This window comes from Streptomyces celluloflavus (assembly GCA_000720995.1).
Taxonomy (GTDB): domain Bacteria; phylum Actinomycetota; class Actinomycetes; order Streptomycetales; family Streptomycetaceae; genus Streptomyces; species Streptomyces celluloflavus.
Genome location: JOEL01000015.1, coordinates 206,622 through 222,784 on the forward strand (window position 1 = coordinate 206,622; position 16,163 = coordinate 222,784).

Sequence of the window (16,163 nt, forward strand, 5' to 3'; positions counted from 1 at the left end):
CCCCGTACCGCCGACCCGTATCGCCGCCCCCGTACCGGTTAAGCCGCGCCCGCGCCGTTCTGCTCCGCCTTGCGGTGGCGTTCGGTCAGGCGGGAGCCGGATTCGCGGCGGGTGGCGCGGCGCAGGAGGGGGACGGCGAGCAGGAAGCCGATGACGGCCCAGGCGGTCAGTACCAGCGCGACCGTCGGCAGTTCCCAGGAACCGGCCGGTTCCGCGGCGCGTGCGGCGTCCGGCAGCAGCGCCGACCGCAGGCCCTGCGCCATCCACTTGAGCGGGAAGACGGTGGCCACCTTCTGGACCACCACGGGGAGCGAAGTGATCGGGAAGACGGCGCCCGAGGTGATGAGCAGGGCCATCGACGGCAGCATGATCAGCGCCAGCGCCTCGCGCGGATTGGGCAGTACGGCGCCGATGGCCGCGCCCAGCGGGACGACGGCGAGCAGTCCGAGGGCGGTGACCCACAGCAGGGTCAGCCAGCCGCCGAGCCCGTGCGGCAGCGGGCCGTCCACCAGGAGCGCGGCGGACCCCAGCAGGACGGCGAGGGTGCCCAGCGCCACCACGACCACCAGCACCGACTTGGCCACGAGGTAGGCGGGGATGCCGCCGGGCGTCGCCCGCAGCCGCAGCAGGGCGCCCTCCTCCCGTTCGGTCACCAGGATCTGCGGGAGGTTGAGCAGGCCGACCTGGAAGAGCAGATAGGCGGCGAAGCCCGCGATGGTCAGATGGGTCATCGGGACCTGCGTGCCCGGCACGGTGCGGCTGACGAAGCCGCCGAGCGCCAGCGCGACCACCACATTGATCAGATGGCCGCTCATCTCCTTGGGGTTGTGGACGAGATGGCCCAGTTCGATACGGCCGCGCTGAAAACCGGCGCGCCAGTAGCGGCGGTTGGGGCCGTTGGCGCGGTTGCGGTGGTGGAGGTGACCGGGGTGCTGGGGCTCGCCGGGCCGGCCGGGGCTGTCGGGTTCGCCGGGTCGGTCGGGGCTGTCGGGTTCGCCGGGCCGATTGGGGCCGTCGGGATTGCCGGGCCGATCGGGGCCGTCGGGGTGGGGTGGGGGAGTTATGGGCGGGCCGCTGGTTCTGCCCGGCCCGCCGATCTCACCGGTGGTGCCGGTCCCGTCAGCTGTCCGGGCCTCGCCGCCCGTCGCGGTGGCCTCACCCGTCACGTTCGTCCGCCTCATGCGACCCGCTCCTCCCCGTTCTCGCACCGTTCTCCGGACCCGTCGCCGGGCCCGCCGTCCTCGTCTTCCCCGTCCCTCTCCCCGGCCCCGGACCCGTCCCCGCCCTCCTGGTGGAGCATGCGCAGATAGGTGTCCTCCAGCGTCGGGCGCCGGACCTCCAGACCGGCGATCGGCCCGTCGGCGTCCCGGTGCAGCTCCCAGACCAGCCGGGAGGGGTCCGCGGTGCGCTCGCGGCGGGGCGTACCGTCGTCCGCGGTCCAGCGGACCTCGGCCCGCGCGGCGGCCTGCCGGGCCAGTTCCGCGGGTGTGCCGAGGGCCCGGATCCGGCCGTTGACCAGCATCGCTATCCGGTCGGCCAGCCGTTCGGCCTCGGCCAGATCGTGGGTGGTGAGCAGGATCGTGACGCCCTCCTCGCGGGCCAGCCGCTCGACCAGTACGTGGAACCGGCGCCGCGCCTGCGGGTCGAACCCGGTGGTCGGCTCGTCCAGGAAGAGGAGTTCGGGGCGGCCGACGATGCCGAGCGCGACGTCCAGCCGCCGGCGCTGCCCGCCGGACAGCTGGTCCACCCGCTGGCCGGCCTGCTCGGTGAGGCCGACCAGGCGCAGCAGCTCGGCCGGGTCGCGCGGGTCGGGGTAGTACGTGGCGAAGTGCGTCAGCAACTCGCCGACCCGCCAGCGGCGGTGGTCGCGCCAGGACTGGAGGACCAGTCCGATCCGGCCGCGCCAGGCGTCGCCGCCGCGCGCCGGGTCCGTGCCGAGGACGGTGACGTCCCCGCCGGACCGCTGCCGGAAGCCCTCCAGGATCTCGACGGTGGTGGTCTTCCCGGCGCCGTTCGGGCCCAGCAGCGCGAAGACCTCACCGTGGTGGATGTCCAGGTCGACGCCGTGCAGGACGTCGGTGGCGCCGTAGGCCATCCGCAGGTCGCGCACCCGGATGACGGGGTGGGCGGATGCGGCGGGGCGCGGGGCCGGGGGCGTGGTGGCCGCCGCCGGGGTCGTTGCGGGGCTCGTCCGCAGGCTCGTCGTCATCGTCCTGCCTTCGCGTGCCGGTGGTGCTGCGTCCGGGTGTCCGGTGACTGCGGGGCCGGCGTGCCGGTGGCCGCAGGCGGGGCGTCGTCCGGTGGCGGGCCGCCCGGCGCCGCGGGCGTGGCGCTCTCGACGATCGCCCGCAGCGCCGCCACATGCCCCTCGAAGGCGCTCCGGCCACGGGCCGTCAGCCGCACCCTCGTCCGCCGCTTGCGGCCGCCGCCCTCCTTGCGGATCTCCAGATAGCCGGCCTCCTCCAGGGTGTGCAGCTGCTTGGAGAGCGCGGAGTCGCTGAGCGAGAGGCTGTCGCGGACGAACGGGAAGTCGGCCCATTCGGCGGCGGCGAGCAGCGCCACCACCGACAGCCGGGTGGCCGGGTGGATCAGTTCGTCGAAGCCGCTGGGGGTACTCATCGGCCCGCCCGCTCGTGGTGGCCGCGCGGCGGTTCCCCAGCCCGGTGGCCGCGCAGCGAACCGACCGCCCAGCGGTTCGCCGGACCGGCGAACAGGAGGAACGCACCTGCCGAGAGCGTGGCCTTGATCAGGCTGGGGCAGGGCAGAGCCAGCGCCGTGGTCAGCCAGGACGAGAGCCCGATGGTGGCGCCGGCCAGCAACGCCGCCGCGAAGAACACGGCGAAGGAGCGCCAGGTGTAGCGCGAGTGGTGCAGCCGGACCTTGACCCGGCGGCCGGCGAGCACGGCCAGCGTGAGCAGCAGGGCGACATAGCCGACGAGCGCCAGCCAGACCCCTACCGGGCCCAGGTCCAGACCCTGGCCGGCGAGGTAGAGCCACATGATCGCGGCCGTGGTGTACGTCGCCCGGCGCCCGCCGGACGGGCACCGCTCGATCTCGTCGTACACCCGCTCCTGCGGCACCCGGATACGTTGCAGATCCTGCCAGGCCCGCTCGGCATCCACCGGTGCGCTCATGGCCATCGCCTCCCCAAGACGGTTGCACTCTTGACTTGCCTGCTGGGAAAGTTAGCGTTCGCTTTCCTGGCAGGCAAGTCGGGGAGTCCGTGCCCGCGCCCTGTTGACTGGTCGTATTCAGCATGGCCAGTATGTGAATAGCTCGATCCAATCGACGTCAGGGAGGCACGGCCCATGTCGGGACCGCGACCCGTGCGGGCACCGCGCGGTACGGAGCTGAGTGCTCGGGGATGGCAGCAGGAAGCCGCGCTGCGGATGTTGCAGAACAACCTCGACCCGGAGGTGGCCGAACACCCGGACCAGCTCGTCGTCTACGGCGGCACGGGCAAGGCCGCCCGTGACTGGCGCTCGTTCGACGCCATGGTGCGCACGCTCACCACGCTCAAGCAGGACGAGACGATGCTCGTCCAGTCCGGCCGGCCGGTCGGCGTGATGCAGACCCACGAGTGGGCGCCGCGGGTGCTCATCGCCAACTCCAACCTCGTCGGCGACTGGGCCAACTGGGAGGAGTTCCGGCGCCTGGAGGCCCTCGGGCTGACCATGTACGGGCAGATGACGGCCGGTTCGTGGATCTACATCGGCACCCAGGGCATCCTCCAGGGCACGTACGAGACCTTCGCGGCCGTCGCGGCGAAGAAGTTCCACGGCACACTGGCCGGGACGATCACCCTCACCGCCGGGCTCGGCGGCATGGGCGGTGCGCAGCCGCTCGCCGTCACGATGAACGACGGCGTCGCGATCTGCATCGACGTCGACCCGCGGGCCATCGAGCGCCGGATCGAGCACCGCTACCTGGACGTACGGGCGGACAGCCTCCAGCACGCCCTCCAGCTCGCCGTCGAGGCCCGTGACCAGCGCAGACCGCTCTCCATCGGGCTGCTCGGCAACGCCGCGGAACTGCTGCCGCAGATGCTCGCCGAGGGCGCGCCGATCGATATCGTCACCGACCAGACCAGCGCCCACGACCCGCTCGCCTACCTGCCCGTCGGCATCGACTTCGACGATATGGCCGCCTACGCGGCGCAGAAGCCCGCCGACTTCACCCAGCGGGCCCGCGAGTCGATGGCCCGGCACGTCGAGGCCATGGTCGGCTTCATGGACGCCGGCGCCGAGGTCTTCGACTACGGCAACTCCATCCGCGGCGAGGCCCAGCTCGCCGGATACCAGCGGGCGTTCGCCTTCCCCGGCTTCGTCCCCGCTTATATCCGGCCGCTGTTCGCCGAGGGCAAGGGGCCGTTCCGCTGGGCGGCGCTGTCCGGCGACGCCCGGGACATCGCGGCCACCGACAAGGCGATGCTCGACCTCTTCCCGGAGAACGAGTCGCTGGCCCGCTGGATCAAGCTCGCCGGTGAGCGGGTGCACTTCCAGGGCCTGCCCGCCCGGATCTGCTGGCTCGGCTACGGCGAGCGCGACAAGGCCGGTGAGCGGTTCAACGAGATGGTCGCGGACGGCACCCTGCGCGCACCGCTGGCCATCGGCCGCGATCACCTCGACTGCGGCTCCGTCGCCTCGCCCTACCGCGAGACCGAGGCGATGAAGGACGGTTCGGACGCCATCGCCGACTGGCCGCTGCTCAACGCCATGGTCAATGTCGCCTCCGGCGCCTCCTGGGTCTCGATCCACCACGGCGGCGGCGTCGGCATGGGCCGCTCCCTGCACGCCGGGCAGGTCACCGTCGCCGACGGCACACCGCTGGCCGGCGAGAAGATCCGCCGGGTGCTCACCAACGACCCGGGCATGGGCGTCATCCGGCATGTCGACGCGGGCTACGAGCGCGCCGACGAGGTCGCGGCCGAGCGCGGGGTACGCATCCCGATGCGCGAGGGCGAGGGCGAGAACGAGACCGCCGGCGCCGCCGGCCACGGCGAGGGCGAGGGCGCGTGACCTCCTCGTTCCACGAGATGTGGGAGGAGCTGCGGCCGATCGGCCGCGACTCCTCCTCCGGGGGCTACCGCCGCCACGCCTGGAACGGCGCGGACACCGACTGCCGCGCGTGGTTCCGGGCCCAGGCCGAGGCCCGCGGACTCGCCTACGAACTGGACCGCAACGGCAACCAATGGGCCTGGCTCGGCGCGACGACGTACCGGGACGTGGCGGCGGGCGACGCCGTCGTCACCGGCTCGCACCTGGACTCCGTACCGGACGGCGGGGCCTTCGACGGGCCGCTGGGCGTCGTCTCCTCCTTCGCCGCGCTGGACGAACTGCGCCGCCGAGGAGCGGAGTTCGGCAAACCGCTGGCGATCGTCAACTTCGGCGACGAGGAAGGTGCCCGCTTCGGCGTGGCCTGCGTCGGCTCCAGGCTGACCGCCGGGGCGCTGACCACCGAGGCGGCCCACGTGCTGCGCGACGCGGACGGCGTCACGCTGCCGCAGGCCATGGAGCGCGCGGGCCACGACCCGGCGGCCATCGGCCCGGACCCGGACCGGCTCGCCCGGATCGGCGCGTTCGTCGAACTCCACGTCGAGCAGGGCCGCGCCCTGGACCTCTCCGGCGATCCGGTCGGCATCGCCTCCGCCATCTGGCCGCACGGCCGCTGGCGGTTCGACTTCCACGGCGAGGCCAACCACGCGGGCACCACCCGCCTCGAAGACCGCCGCGACCCCATGCTCACCTACGCCGAGACCGTGCTCGCCGCCCGCGAACGGGCCCGGCTGGCCGGCGCGCTGGCCACCTTCGGGAAGGTCGGTGTGGTGCCGAACGGCGTCAACGCGATCCCCTCGCTGGTCAGCGGCTGGCTCGACTCCCGCGCCGCCGACCAGGACACCCTGGACACGGTCGTCCAGGAGATCGAGCGGGCGGCGGCCGAGCGCGGTGCGCGCGACGGTGTGGACGTCCGGGTCGTCCGCGAGTCCTTCTCGCCGGTCGTGGAGTTCCGGCACGCCCTGCGGGACGAGCTGCGCGCCCTCCTCGGCGGCGCGGACGGCGCGGGCGGCAAGGGCGGCGGCCGGGCGCGGCCGGTGCCCGTGCTCGGCACCGGGGCCGGACACGACGCCGGTATCCTCTCCGGCACCGTCCCCACCGCCATGCTGTTCGTACGCAACCCCACCGGCGTCTCGCACTCGCCCGCCGAAACCGCGGCCGAGGACGACTGCGTCGCCGGGGTCACTGCACTCGCCGACGTACTGGAGGGGCTGGCGTGCACGTGACGCCGCAGAGCACACCGACGCCGGACCGGCAGCCGCCACCGGCGGTCTACTGGCTGGAACACGCCTGGCTCGGCACCCATGTCGAGCCGGGCGTCGCCGTGGACGTCGCGGACGGGCGGATCACCGCCGTCCGCACCGGGGCCGCCGCGCCGCCGCCCGGCGCCGTCGTCCTGCGCGGTCTGACCCTGCCCGGCCTCGCCAACGCCCATTCGCACGCCTTCCACCGCGCCTTGCGCGGCACCGTCCAGGTCGGCAGCGGGACCTTCTGGACCTGGCGCGAGGCGATGTACCAGGTCGCGGACCGGCTCACCCCCGACACCTACTACGCCCTCGCCCGCGCCGTCTACGCCGAGATGGCGCTGGCCGGCATCACCTGCGTCGGCGAATTCCACTACCTCCACCACGCGCCCGGCGGCACCCGCTACGCCGACCCCAACGCGATGGGCGAGGCGCTGATCGCGGCCGCCGCCGACGCCGGTATCCGCATCACCCTCCTGGACACCGCCTACCTCTCCGCCGGTTTCGGCGCCCCGCCCGACCGGCACCAGCTGCGCTTCTCCGACGGCACCGCCGACGCCTGGGCGGAGCGCGCCGACGCCCTCAAGGACGGCCGCGCACACGCCCGCATCGGCGCCGCCGTGCACTCCGTACGCGCCGTACCGGCCGGAGCGCTGAGCACCGTCGCGGACTGGGCGCGGGCGCGCCGGGCCCCGCTGCACGTCCACCTCTCCGAGCAGACTGCGGAGAACGACGCCTGCCACCAGGCCCACGGCTGCACCCCCACCCGGCTGCTGGCCGACCACGGCGTCCTGGGCAGCCGCACCACCGCCGTGCACGCCACCCACCTCAGCCACGAGGACATCGCCCTGCTCGGCGGCGCCGGCACCGGCGTCTGCATGTGCCCGACCACCGAACGCGATCTGGCCGACGGCATCGGACCGGCCGCCCGGCTCCAGGCCCAGGGCAGCCCGCTGTCGCTGGGCAGCGACAGCCACGCCGTCATCGACCTGCTCGAAGAGGCCCGCGCCATGGAACTCGACGAGCGGCTGCGCACCCGCACCCGCGGGCACTGGACGGCCGCCGCCCTGCTGCGCGCCGCGACCGCCGACGGTCACGCCGCCCTGGGCTGGGACGACGCGGGCGCCATCAAGGCCGGCGCGCTCGCCGACCTCACCACGATCGCGCTGGACTCCGTACGCACCGCGGGGCCACTGCCCCGGCTGGGCGCCGAGACGGCCGTATTCGCCGCCTCCGCGGCGGATGTGCGGCACACCGTCGTGGGTGGGCGGCAGATAGTCCGGGACGGCGCGCACACCCTCCTGCCCGACGTCCCCACCGCCCTCGCCGAAGCCATCGCCGCACTCCGCGGCGCGAGCAGCTGACGCGCCCGCCGCGGCCGAAGGAGAACAGCCCCGCGATGACGACCGCCACACCGACCACCGCCATCACCCACATCGCCCAGCTCGTCACCAACGACCCCTCCCTCGGCGCAGGCCCCCTCGGTCTGATCCAGGACGCGGCCGTGGTCATCGACGGCGACCGCATCGCCTGGGTCGGTGCGTCAAGCAAAGCACCCGCCACTGACAACGGCTTCGACGCGGGCGGCCGGGCGGCCGTCCCCGGCTTCGTCGACTCCCACTCCCACCTGGTCTTCGCCGGTGACCGCACCGCGGAGTTCAACGCCCGGATGTCGGGCCGCGCCTACTCCGCGGGCGGTATCCGCACCACCGTCGCCGCCACCCGCGCCGCCACCGACGACACCCTGCACGCCACCGTCGCCCGCTACCTCGCCGAGGCGCTCCGGCAGGGCACCACCACCCAGGAGACCAAGTCCGGTTACGGACTCACCGTCGAGGACGAGGCCCGCGCCCTGCGCATCGCCGCCGCGCACACCGACGAGGTCACCTTCCTCGGCGCCCATATCGTCCCGCCCGAGTACGCCGACGACCCGGCCGGCTACGTGGCCCTGGTCACCGGCCCGATGCTGGACGCCTGCGCCCCGCACGCCCGCTGGGTCGACGTCTTCTGCGAGCGGGGCGCCTTCGACGAGGACCAGGCGCGCGCGATCCTCACCGCGGGCAAGGCCAGGGGGCTGCGTCCGCGCGTGCACGCCAACCAGCTCGGCCACGGCCCCGGCGTCCAGCTCGCCGTCGAACTCGGTGCCGCCTCCGCCGACCACTGCACCCATCTGACCCCCGCCGACATCGACGCCCTCGCGCACTCCGACACCGTCGCGACGCTGCTGCCCGGCGCCGAGTTCTCCACCCGCGCCGTATGGCCCGACGCCCGCCCGCTGCTCGACGCGGGCGCCACCGTCGCGCTCTCCACCGACTGCAACCCCGGCTCGTCGTTCACCAGCTCCATGCCGTTCTGCATCGCCCTGGCCGTCCGCGACATGAAGATGACACCGGACGAGGCCCTCTGGTCGGCGACCGCGGGCGGCGCGCGTGCCCTGCGCCGTACCGACGTCGGCCGGCTGGCCCCCGGCGCCCGCGCCGATCTCGTCCTCCTGGACGCCCCCTCCCACGTCCACCTCGCCTACCGCCCCGGCGTCCCGCTGGTCACGGACGTCTGGCACAAGGGGGTTCACCTCTGAGGCGCGGCGGCCGCCGTACGCCGCCCGTACAGAGGAGGGCCCGTCCCGAGCGGTACTCGGGGCAGGCCCTCCTCTGCGCGGGCGGCTGCCGGCCGGCGGGCCGGCAGGGACCGCGGTGGGTCACTCCTCGACCAGCAGTCCCTTGCGGAGCCGCACCAGGGTGCGGGAGAGCAGCCGGGAGACATGCATCTGCGAGATGCCCAGCTCCTCGCCGATCTCCGACTGCGTCATGTTGGCGACGAAGCGCAGGGCGAGGATCTTGCGGTCGCGCGGCGGGAGTCCGGCGATCAGCGGCTTGAGCGATTCGACGTACTCGATGCCTTCGAGGCCGTGGTCCTCGTAGCCGATGCGATCGGCCAGCGCGCCCTCGCTGTCGTCCTCCTCGGGCTGGGCGTCCAGCGAACTCGCCGTGTAGGCGTTGCTCGCGGCCATCCCTTCGACGACCTCGTCCTTGGTGATGCCGAGGCGTTCGGCGAGCTCGCTCACCGTGGGCGCGCGGTCCAGCTTCTGGGCCAGCTCGTCGCCGGCCTTGGCGAGGTCCAGGCGCAGTTCCTGCAGACGCCTCGGTACGCGCACCGACCAGCTGGTGTCGCGGAAGAAGCGCTTGATCTCACCGACAATCGTCGGCATCGCGAACGTCGGGAACTCGACGCCGCGGCTCAGTTCGAAGCGGTCGATCGCCTTGATCAGGCCGATGGTGCCGACCTGGACGATGTCCTCCATGGGCTCGCTGCGGGAGCGGAACCGGGAGGCCGCGAACTTCACCAGGGCGAGGTTGAGCTCGACCAGGGTGTTGCGGACGTAGGCGAATTCGTGGGTGCCTTCCTCCAGCGATTCCAGCCGCTCGAAGAGGGTTTTGGACAGGGCCCTCGCGTCCACCGGTCCCACCTCGTCGAAGGGCGGGATCTCGGGCAGCGCGTCGGGCTCGGGGATTACCGCCGGGGCCGCTGCGGCGGGTATCGGCTGGGAAGGAATCTGCCCGGTCGGGTCGGACGGGGGTGTCGACGATGCGGGCTGCCGGGTGTCTTCGGTGCGCAGTTCGTCGAGCCGGGGTGACATGGTCTCCTCCATCGTTCTCGGCATATGGCTGCCGATGCCTCTATGTGAAGCTGCGGTGTGCGGCGCCTCCAAAGCCGGCCGTTTCGAATGTGTCTTTCTACGCCTACCTGGCTTTGCCCGATGATGGCAAGTCCGTGTTGTCCATATTTGGTGCTATATGCGCATTGTTCGGCTACCCGCGCGCGTAACGAAGGCGTAGGGTTCGCTGAGCGCAGTCATAAGCAACAGTCACCGAGACAGCAAGAGGGGTGCGCGCGCATGGACCGCGGGACGGTCGGCAGTGCGAGCCGGGGGCGGCTACACGTCGCGATCCGGCATCACGGTGCCAGCGCGGTGGTGACCGCGGCGGGTGAGCTGGATCACCACACCGCGGATCTGTTGCGTGAATCACTGGAAGGCTGTGTGGCCGACGGCTACGCCCGCCTCGTGGTGGATTGCGCTCCTCTGGAGTTCATGGATTCCACCGGACTCAACGTACTGCTCGGCGCACGCCTGAAAGCCGAGGCCGCGGGCGGCGGAGTCCATCTGGCCGGGATGCAGCCGGTGGTCGCCCGGGTCTTCGAGATCACGGGCGCGGAGGCGGTATTCACGGTGCACGACTCCCTCGAAGCGGCACTCGCCGACTGACGGTGACCGGGGGTGTCCAGGGGCCGAGCTCCGGGCACGTATTCCGCGTCACAACTTCCGTACCCAAGAAGTGGGTGTTCTCGCGGTCCGGTCGGGCAGGAGACATCTGAATCCGTCGAATCAGTCAGGTATCTGTTTTCCGTGAAAAGGCGAATCGGTGAGGTGAAGCGCTGATGAGCACCACCCGGCCGTACCCACCGGGCGATCTCGGCCCGGAGTCGGGTGGCGCCGGTGCTTCCGCCGCCCCCCGGCCGGCCGCCCCGGCCGGCCAGGTCCGCCGGCTGCGCCTGGCGGGCACCCGGGGCTCCGTGGTGCGCGCCCGCGACTTCGCCCGGGAGGCCCTGCACGACTGGGGCTGGCTGCCCGCCGCCAACGCCGACCAGCGGGCCGCGGCCGAGGACGTGCTGCTCGTTGTCTCCGAACTGGTCACCAACGCCTGTCTGCACGCCGAAGGGCCGGAGGAGCTGCGGCTGCGCTGCACCGCCAAGGTGCTGCGGCTGGAGGTCAGCGACCTCGGCGCCGGTTCGCCCGCGCCGCGCACCCCGCACCGCGCCGGGCGCCCCGGTGGCCACGGCATGTTCATCGTGCAGCGCCTCTGCCTGGACTGGGGTGTCGTACGTAATCCGGACGGCGCCGGCAAGACCGTCTGGGCGGAGCTGGCCGCACCGTCCTGAGGGGCGGCGCGGGAGGGGGCCGGAAGGCGGCGCCGGAGGGGAAGTGAGCGCGGGTCCACGGGCCCGCGCTCCGTCGTGTGGCGGCCGGGGGCGGGCCGTCCGGTGCTCCGCGCCGATCCGGGCCGCACTGTGCCTTCCCTCGGCAAGGCCCCCGGCGTACCTTGAGCGCCAAATCTGATGTGGCGTCAGCAACGTTCGGCGTTCGGCGGCGCCTCACCCGCGAGGAGGGGAACCCCGAGTGACCCCATTCCACGAACTGCACGGCACCCGCCCCCGCCGGGCGGCCGGCCTGGCCGCGGCCGTGGCGCTGACGGCGGGATCCGCGGTGCTGCTCACCGCACCGGCCGCCCACGCCGAGGTCGTCGACGTCAACTACCAGTGCAAGACGCCGATCGGCAACAAGGGCGCGGTCTCGCCCATCGACATCAAGAGCACCCCCAGCGGGGGAGCGTACAAGCTCGTCATGTCCTTCCAGAAGGGCGTCTCGTCCAGCCCCGTCGAACTGGGCACGGGCGCGATGAAGCCGAGCGCGCTGATCCGGCTGGGCGGTGCGGACAGCGGTACGGTGCCGGTCGCGGGGCCCGCCAATGACAAGGCGATACCCGCCAACACCCCCATCAAGATCAGCGACTTGAGCGGTACCTACACCCCCAAGGGCAGCGGGAAGGTCACCTTCACGGCCGCCACGCTCACCATCACGGCCCTGGGCACCACCACGACCTGCACCCCCGCCAACAACCCCAAGCCCTCGCTCACCCTGGACGTCAAGGGGGCCGGCGGTTCGGGCGGCAGCGGCAGCGGCGGTTCGGGCGGCGGCTCCGGCGGACAGCTGCCGCAGACCGGACCGGCGGACTCCGTCCTCGCCCTCGGCACCCTCGGCGGCACCGTACTGCTGGCCGGTGCGGCCGGCACGCTCTGGCTGACCCGCCGCCACCAGCGGGCGTGACACCGGGCGGTGGGCCGGCGCCGAACGCGCCCCGGCACACCGCACCGCACGCACCGCACTCCGTACGCCTCCCCGCCCGGACGGCCGGGGAGGCACCCCCTCGCGCCAGGAGCCGCCGATGCCGTTCCGTACCCGCGCCGTGGCCACGGGCGGGGCCCTCGCGGCCGCCGCCGTACTGCTGTGCCCCGCGGCGGCCGTGGCCCGGCCGACGGCCGCACCGTATATATCCGCTGCTTCTTCTGTCTCATCCGTGTTCTCGGCGTCCGCCGGGCCGGGGTGGTCCGCCGCCCCCGCGTCCGGTGGCGGCCGGCCGGGGGCGCGGGAGTACCCGTACTTCTATCTGGAGGGCGGGCCCGGCACGGTCGTGCAGGACCGGCTGTCCCTCAGCAACCCCTCCGCCCGGCCCGTCACCGTCCGGCTGCGCGGTGCGGATGCGGACCGGGCCGACGGCGGCGACCGGGCGGTTCGCGGCTCCGGACACGGCTCCGGGTCCTGGATCGCATTCGCCGCCGGGAAGGTCGAGCTCCCGCCGCGGACCCGCGCGAGCGTCCCGTTCACCGTCACCGTGCCGCGCGACGCGCCCCCGGGCGACCACCCCGGCGCGGTCGTCGCGGCGGGCGGTGGCAAGGAGGCCCGGGTACGGATCCAGCTGCGGGTCACCGGGCCGAGGCTGGCCGCGCTGACCGTAGAGAACGTCGCGGTGAGCGGACCGCGGCAGGGCTCCGCGGTCATCCGGTACGCGCTGGTCAACCGGGGCAACACGGTGCTCACGCCGCGGCTGGCGGTCCGCGCCGACGGTCTCTTCGGCCCGGCGCTGCGCCGCGCGGCCCGCCCGCTGCCGGTCGAACTGCGGCCCGGCCAGCGCGTCGAACGCACCGAGGAGTGGCCCGATCCGCCCGCCCTGGACTCGGTGGCGGTACGGCTCACCGCGACGGCGGACGGTGGCGCGTACGGCTCGGCGACGGCTACCTACACCGCGGTCCCGTGGTGGGCGTCGGCAGCCGCGGCGGCGCTCGTCCTGGCGGCGGGCGCGGGTGGGCTGCGGATCGTACGGCGGCGGAGTGATCGGCGCCGGGTGGGGCCGGTGGGGCCGGAGCCGCGCGGTGGTGGGGGCGGGGGAGCGCCAGCGGCGCGCGGTGTCGGGAACGCCGGGACCGCTGAGGCCGTGGGGGCTGCGGGGATCGCCGGGGCCGCTGGAGCGGTCGGTACCGTCGATACCTCTGAAGTGGCCTACACCGTAAGGCAGTTGACGAGTCCCGGACCCGGCCCCGCAGGGCGGCCGACGGCGCGTATGGTCCTGGCCCGTACCGGGCGGGCGGTCAGGGCCGTGGCGGGGCTGTGCGCGGCCCTCGCGCTCGCCGCTCTGCCCGCCGGCCCCGCGCTCGCCGCCGGACCCGCGTCCGTGGACACGGCCGTGTCCGTCCGCAGTGCCGACAGAGCCGACAGTGCCGGCCGCACCGGCGTCGGTACAGCCGCCGCCCTCGCCGCCCCCGCCGGGCCGTCCGTCCAGCTGGCCGAGAAGGAGGCGGGCAAGGGCGGCACGGTCACCGTGACCGGGCGCGGCTGGCGGCCCAAGGCGCTGCTCACCCTGCTGATCTGCGGGCAGAACATGATCGGCGGCACCAACTCCTGTGCCAACGGCGACGGCCGCGCCGTCACCACCGATGCGCACGGCGCGTTCCGTACGGGCATTCCGGTGGCCGAGCCGCCCAAGCCCTGCCCCTGCGTGGTGCATGTGGCGACCGTGACGGGCAAAGCGGCCGCCGCGGACGCCGCGTTCACGGTGGCGGGGCACCCGGTGGCGCCGCTGCCCGAGGAGAGCACCGGCGGCCGGCTGACGGTGCTCGCGCCGCCGCGGCTGGAGGGCGGCAGCGGCCTGCTGACCTGGTTCGGCGCCCCGGCGCAGCGCCAGTTGACCTTCACGGTCGGCAATCTCGGCCCGGAGCCTGCCAGGGACCCGGTCTTCCAGGTGGGCACCGCGCACGGCGTCTTCGCGCCCAAGTGGGAGGACCAGCAGTGGCGGGGGACCGTACCCGCCGGGAAGAAAGCCGAGATCAAGCTGCCGGTGGAGTTGGCGGCGGGGGCGCACGGGGACTATCTGGTCTCGCTGAAGTACGGCGGCAAGGTCCTCGCGGAGCAGCCGTGGGGGGTCGGCAGGCCGTGGGGCGTGACGCTCTTCTGGGTGCTGCTGTGCCTGGTGGTTCCGACGGCGGTGTTCCGCGCCGGGATGGCGGTCGTGGACCGGCTGCGCCCGCGCCGTACGGCACCCGGCCGACCGCGTACCGCCGCGTCCGCCACGAGGAAACGCACCGGGAAGAGCTCCGGGAAAGGCCCGGGGAAACGCACGGGGAAAGGCGCCAGGAGAGGCACCGGGCAGGGCGCCCGGAGGGGCGGTCCGGCAGCCGGATCCGGTACGCCGGACGACGCCGCCGCGCTGCCGTGGTTCACCCCGGACACCGCACCGTCCACCACGTCCACCACCACATCCACCGAACGACCGACGTCGAAGGGTTCCACGTGATGAGGCAACGGAGCAGAGCGGGTGTGGCCTCGGCGGCCGCGCTGATGCTCGCGGGGGCGGGCATCATGGCCGCGGCCGGGCCCGCCCAGGCCGCGGAAGTGTCGTACAAGACGGAGTGCCTGCCGCCGCCGATCTCGGGGCTGCCGCCGATCGAGGGCACCACGAAGGCCGAGGTCAGCGCGCCCGCGACCGCGAAGGTCGGGGACGAGATCGAGGTGGTGTGGAAGACGGTCGAGGGGGCGTCGAAGAATCCCGACATCCTCGACCTGGCGGCGGACACCGTCCAGCCGACCGGCACGCTCAAGGTGGCGGGGGCGCAGACCGGCGAACTGGCGATGCAGGGGCCGCGGCAGAACCCGCCGATCCCCAAGAACAGCCCGATGAAGCTGTCGGACATGAAGGGCAAGCTGAAGCTGACGAAGGCGGGCGAGGTCACCCTGGCGCCCGGTTTCTACAACATCAACGTCAGCAAACCGATCTCCACGGACACCAAGTGCACACCCAAGGAGGAGGTGCCGCCCGCGGTCACCGTCAAGGTGACCGACGGCGGCGGTACGACCGGCGGTACGACGACGGGCACCACGGCCGGGACGACGACCGGCGGTACGACGGCCGGTACCAGTGGCGGGTCCACCGACGGCGGTACGACGGGCGGCACGACGACGGCGGGGACGACCGGCGGAACGGCGACCGGCGGTACGACGGCCGGTACCACCGGGGGCTCCGCCGGGGGCTCCTCCGGCGGTGACCCCGACGGCACCGCCTACCAGGGCAAGGACGTGGCGGTCCCGTACGCCTGCAAGACCCCCATCGGCGACAAGAAGGCGACCTCGCCGGTGCGGATCAACGCCGTGAAGAAGGGCGGCAGTTACGGTCTGACCGTGAAGTTCGGCAAGTCCGTCATGGACAGCCCGGCGGACATCCCCAAGGACTCGGTCAAACCGTCGATGGACGTCAAGGTGGGCGGCGCCGACAAGGGGTCGGTCAAGGTGGCGGGCCCGACGAACGACCAGCCCATCAAGGCCGGCCAGCCGATCACCATCCCCGACCTCCAGGGCACCTACAAGCCGGGCGGCAGCGGCAAGGCCACGCTGACCCCCGGCGTGCTCACCGTCAACGCCCTCGGTACGACCACGACCTGCACCCCGGAGAAGGACCCGGGCGTCTCCCTCACCCTCGACACCACGGCCCAGCAGGGCGGTACGTCGGGCGGCACCTCCGGCGGCGCCACGGTCTCCGGCGGCGGTACGGCGGGCTCGTCCGGCGCCGCGGGCGGCACCGGCGGCAGCCTCGCCGCGACCGGTGCGAGCGACCACGGCGGCCTGACCGCCCTCGGCCTCGTCGCCGGCACCGTCATCCTGCTCGGCGGCGCGGTCTTCACCTTCACCCCGTGGCGGCGGCTGCGGCGTTAGCCCGTAAACGGCACGGCACGGCACAGCACAGGGCCCGGCACGCAACGG

Annotated in this window: 14 protein-coding genes; 9 read left to right on the top strand and 5 right to left on the bottom strand. The window is 73.5% G+C overall.

All coding sequences use genetic code 11. From position 1 onward, the window contains the following. Positions 1 to 38 precede the first annotated feature (38 nt). The 4 genes from IH09_RS16910 to IH09_RS16925 are packed head-to-tail and all read right to left on the bottom strand — an operon-like array spanning position 39 to position 3,134. The gene (locus IH09_RS16910) at positions 39 to 1,181 is read right to left on the bottom strand and encodes an ABC transporter permease (RefSeq protein WP_404827264.1); all 1,143 of its coding nucleotides are present in this window, start codon (positions 1,179 to 1,181) and stop codon (positions 39 to 41) included. Next, the gene (locus IH09_RS16915) at positions 1,178 to 2,209 is read right to left on the bottom strand and encodes an ABC transporter ATP-binding protein (RefSeq protein ID WP_110952362.1); all 1,032 of its coding nucleotides are present in this window, start codon (positions 2,207 to 2,209) and stop codon (positions 1,178 to 1,180) included. Before IH09_RS16915 ends, IH09_RS16910 begins: the two co-directional genes overlap by 4 nt. Next, a complete protein-coding gene (locus tag IH09_RS16920) occupies positions 2,206 to 2,619 on the bottom strand; it encodes a transcriptional regulator (protein ID WP_052857087.1) in 414 nt (137 codons plus the stop codon). The genes IH09_RS16915 and IH09_RS16920 overlap by 4 nt, the downstream gene beginning before the upstream one ends. Then, positions 2,616 to 3,134 carry a hypothetical protein gene (locus IH09_RS16925; protein WP_094794451.1) on the bottom strand — a complete coding sequence of 173 codons (519 nt, stop codon included), beginning with the start codon at positions 3,132 to 3,134 and terminating at the stop codon, positions 2,616 to 2,618. The genes IH09_RS16920 and IH09_RS16925 overlap by 4 nt, the downstream gene beginning before the upstream one ends. Before the next feature lie 174 nt (positions 3,135 to 3,308). On the opposite strand from IH09_RS16925, the gene hutU reads away from it, so the two are divergent. The 4 genes from hutU to hutI are packed head-to-tail and all read left to right on the top strand — an operon-like array spanning position 3,309 to position 8,876. After that, positions 3,309 to 5,018, top strand: a complete 1,710-nt coding sequence (hutU, locus tag IH09_RS16930) for a urocanate hydratase (RefSeq protein ID WP_110952363.1) — start codon at positions 3,309 to 3,311, stop codon at positions 5,016 to 5,018. Next, complete coding sequence (locus tag IH09_RS16935) at positions 5,015 to 6,280, top strand: allantoate amidohydrolase (protein WP_052857089.1); 1,266 nt, start codon at positions 5,015 to 5,017, stop codon at positions 6,278 to 6,280. Before hutU ends, IH09_RS16935 begins: the two co-directional genes overlap by 4 nt. Next, complete coding sequence (locus IH09_RS16940; RefSeq protein ID WP_052857090.1) at positions 6,271 to 7,662, top strand: formimidoylglutamate deiminase; 1,392 nt, start codon at positions 6,271 to 6,273, stop codon at positions 7,660 to 7,662. Before IH09_RS16935 ends, IH09_RS16940 begins: the two co-directional genes overlap by 10 nt. Before the next feature lie 35 nt (positions 7,663 to 7,697). Beyond that, positions 7,698 to 8,876 carry an imidazolonepropionase gene (hutI, locus tag IH09_RS16945; protein ID WP_052857091.1) on the top strand — a complete coding sequence of 393 codons (1,179 nt, stop codon included), beginning with the start codon at positions 7,698 to 7,700 and terminating at the stop codon, positions 8,874 to 8,876. Positions 8,877 to 8,996: 120 nt separating this feature from the next. Here hutI and IH09_RS16950 read toward each other — a convergent pair whose 3' ends face one another. Further along, positions 8,997 to 9,947 (bottom strand): RNA polymerase sigma factor SigF, encoded by a 951-nt coding sequence (locus IH09_RS16950; protein ID WP_052857092.1) that lies wholly within the window; start codon positions 9,945 to 9,947, stop codon positions 8,997 to 8,999. A gap of 246 nt (positions 9,948 to 10,193) precedes the next feature. On the opposite strand from IH09_RS16950, the gene IH09_RS16955 reads away from it, so the two are divergent. From IH09_RS16955 to IH09_RS16975, 5 genes are all read left to right on the top strand, one after another. After that, entirely contained in the window at positions 10,194 to 10,562 is a 369-nt protein-coding gene (locus IH09_RS16955; RefSeq protein ID WP_052857093.1) for an STAS domain-containing protein, read from the top strand. A gap of 173 nt (positions 10,563 to 10,735) precedes the next feature. Beyond that, entirely contained in the window at positions 10,736 to 11,236 is a 501-nt protein-coding gene (locus IH09_RS16960) for an ATP-binding protein (RefSeq protein ID WP_052857094.1), read from the top strand. 238 nt (positions 11,237 to 11,474) lie between these two features. Beyond that, positions 11,475 to 12,182, top strand: a complete 708-nt coding sequence (locus tag IH09_RS16965) for an LPXTG cell wall anchor domain-containing protein (protein ID WP_052857095.1) — start codon at positions 11,475 to 11,477, stop codon at positions 12,180 to 12,182. 1,291 nt (positions 12,183 to 13,473) lie between these two features. Next, positions 13,474 to 14,703, top strand: coding sequence for a hypothetical protein (locus IH09_RS16970; protein ID WP_052857150.1), 1,230 nt, complete (start codon positions 13,474 to 13,476; stop codon positions 14,701 to 14,703). Then, positions 14,703 to 16,115: a hypothetical protein gene (locus IH09_RS16975; RefSeq protein ID WP_052857096.1), complete on the top strand. Its 1,413-nt coding sequence runs from the start codon at positions 14,703 to 14,705 to the stop codon at positions 16,113 to 16,115. Before IH09_RS16970 ends, IH09_RS16975 begins: the two co-directional genes overlap by 1 nt. Positions 16,116 to 16,163: the final 48 nt, after the last annotated feature.

Excerpts from the sequence above, each read along its gene's own strand:
- IH09_RS16910 (WP_404827264.1), bottom strand. The coding sequence starts at position 1,181 with ATGAGGCGGACGAACGTGACGGGTGAGGCCACCGCGACGGGCGGCGAG.
- IH09_RS16915 (WP_110952362.1), bottom strand. The coding sequence starts at position 2,209 with ATGACGACGAGCCTGCGGACGAGCCCCGCAACGACCCCGGCGGCGGCC.
- IH09_RS16920 (WP_052857087.1), bottom strand. The coding sequence starts at position 2,619 with ATGAGTACCCCCAGCGGCTTCGACGAACTGATCCACCCGGCCACCCGG.
- IH09_RS16925 (WP_094794451.1), bottom strand. The coding sequence starts at position 3,134 with ATGAGCGCACCGGTGGATGCCGAGCGGGCCTGGCAGGATCTGCAACGT.
- hutU (WP_110952363.1), top strand. The coding sequence starts at position 3,309 with ATGTCGGGACCGCGACCCGTGCGGGCACCGCGCGGTACGGAGCTGAGT.
- hutI (WP_052857091.1), top strand. The coding sequence starts at position 7,698 with ATGACGACCGCCACACCGACCACCGCCATCACCCACATCGCCCAGCTC.
- IH09_RS16950 (WP_052857092.1), bottom strand. The coding sequence starts at position 9,947 with ATGGAGGAGACCATGTCACCCCGGCTCGACGAACTGCGCACCGAAGAC.
- IH09_RS16955 (WP_052857093.1), top strand. The coding sequence starts at position 10,194 with ATGGACCGCGGGACGGTCGGCAGTGCGAGCCGGGGGCGGCTACACGTC.
- IH09_RS16960 (WP_052857094.1), top strand. The coding sequence starts at position 10,736 with ATGAGCACCACCCGGCCGTACCCACCGGGCGATCTCGGCCCGGAGTCG.
- IH09_RS16970 (WP_052857150.1), top strand. The coding sequence starts at position 13,474 with ATGGTCCTGGCCCGTACCGGGCGGGCGGTCAGGGCCGTGGCGGGGCTG.
- IH09_RS16975 (WP_052857096.1), top strand. The coding sequence starts at position 14,703 with ATGAGGCAACGGAGCAGAGCGGGTGTGGCCTCGGCGGCCGCGCTGATG.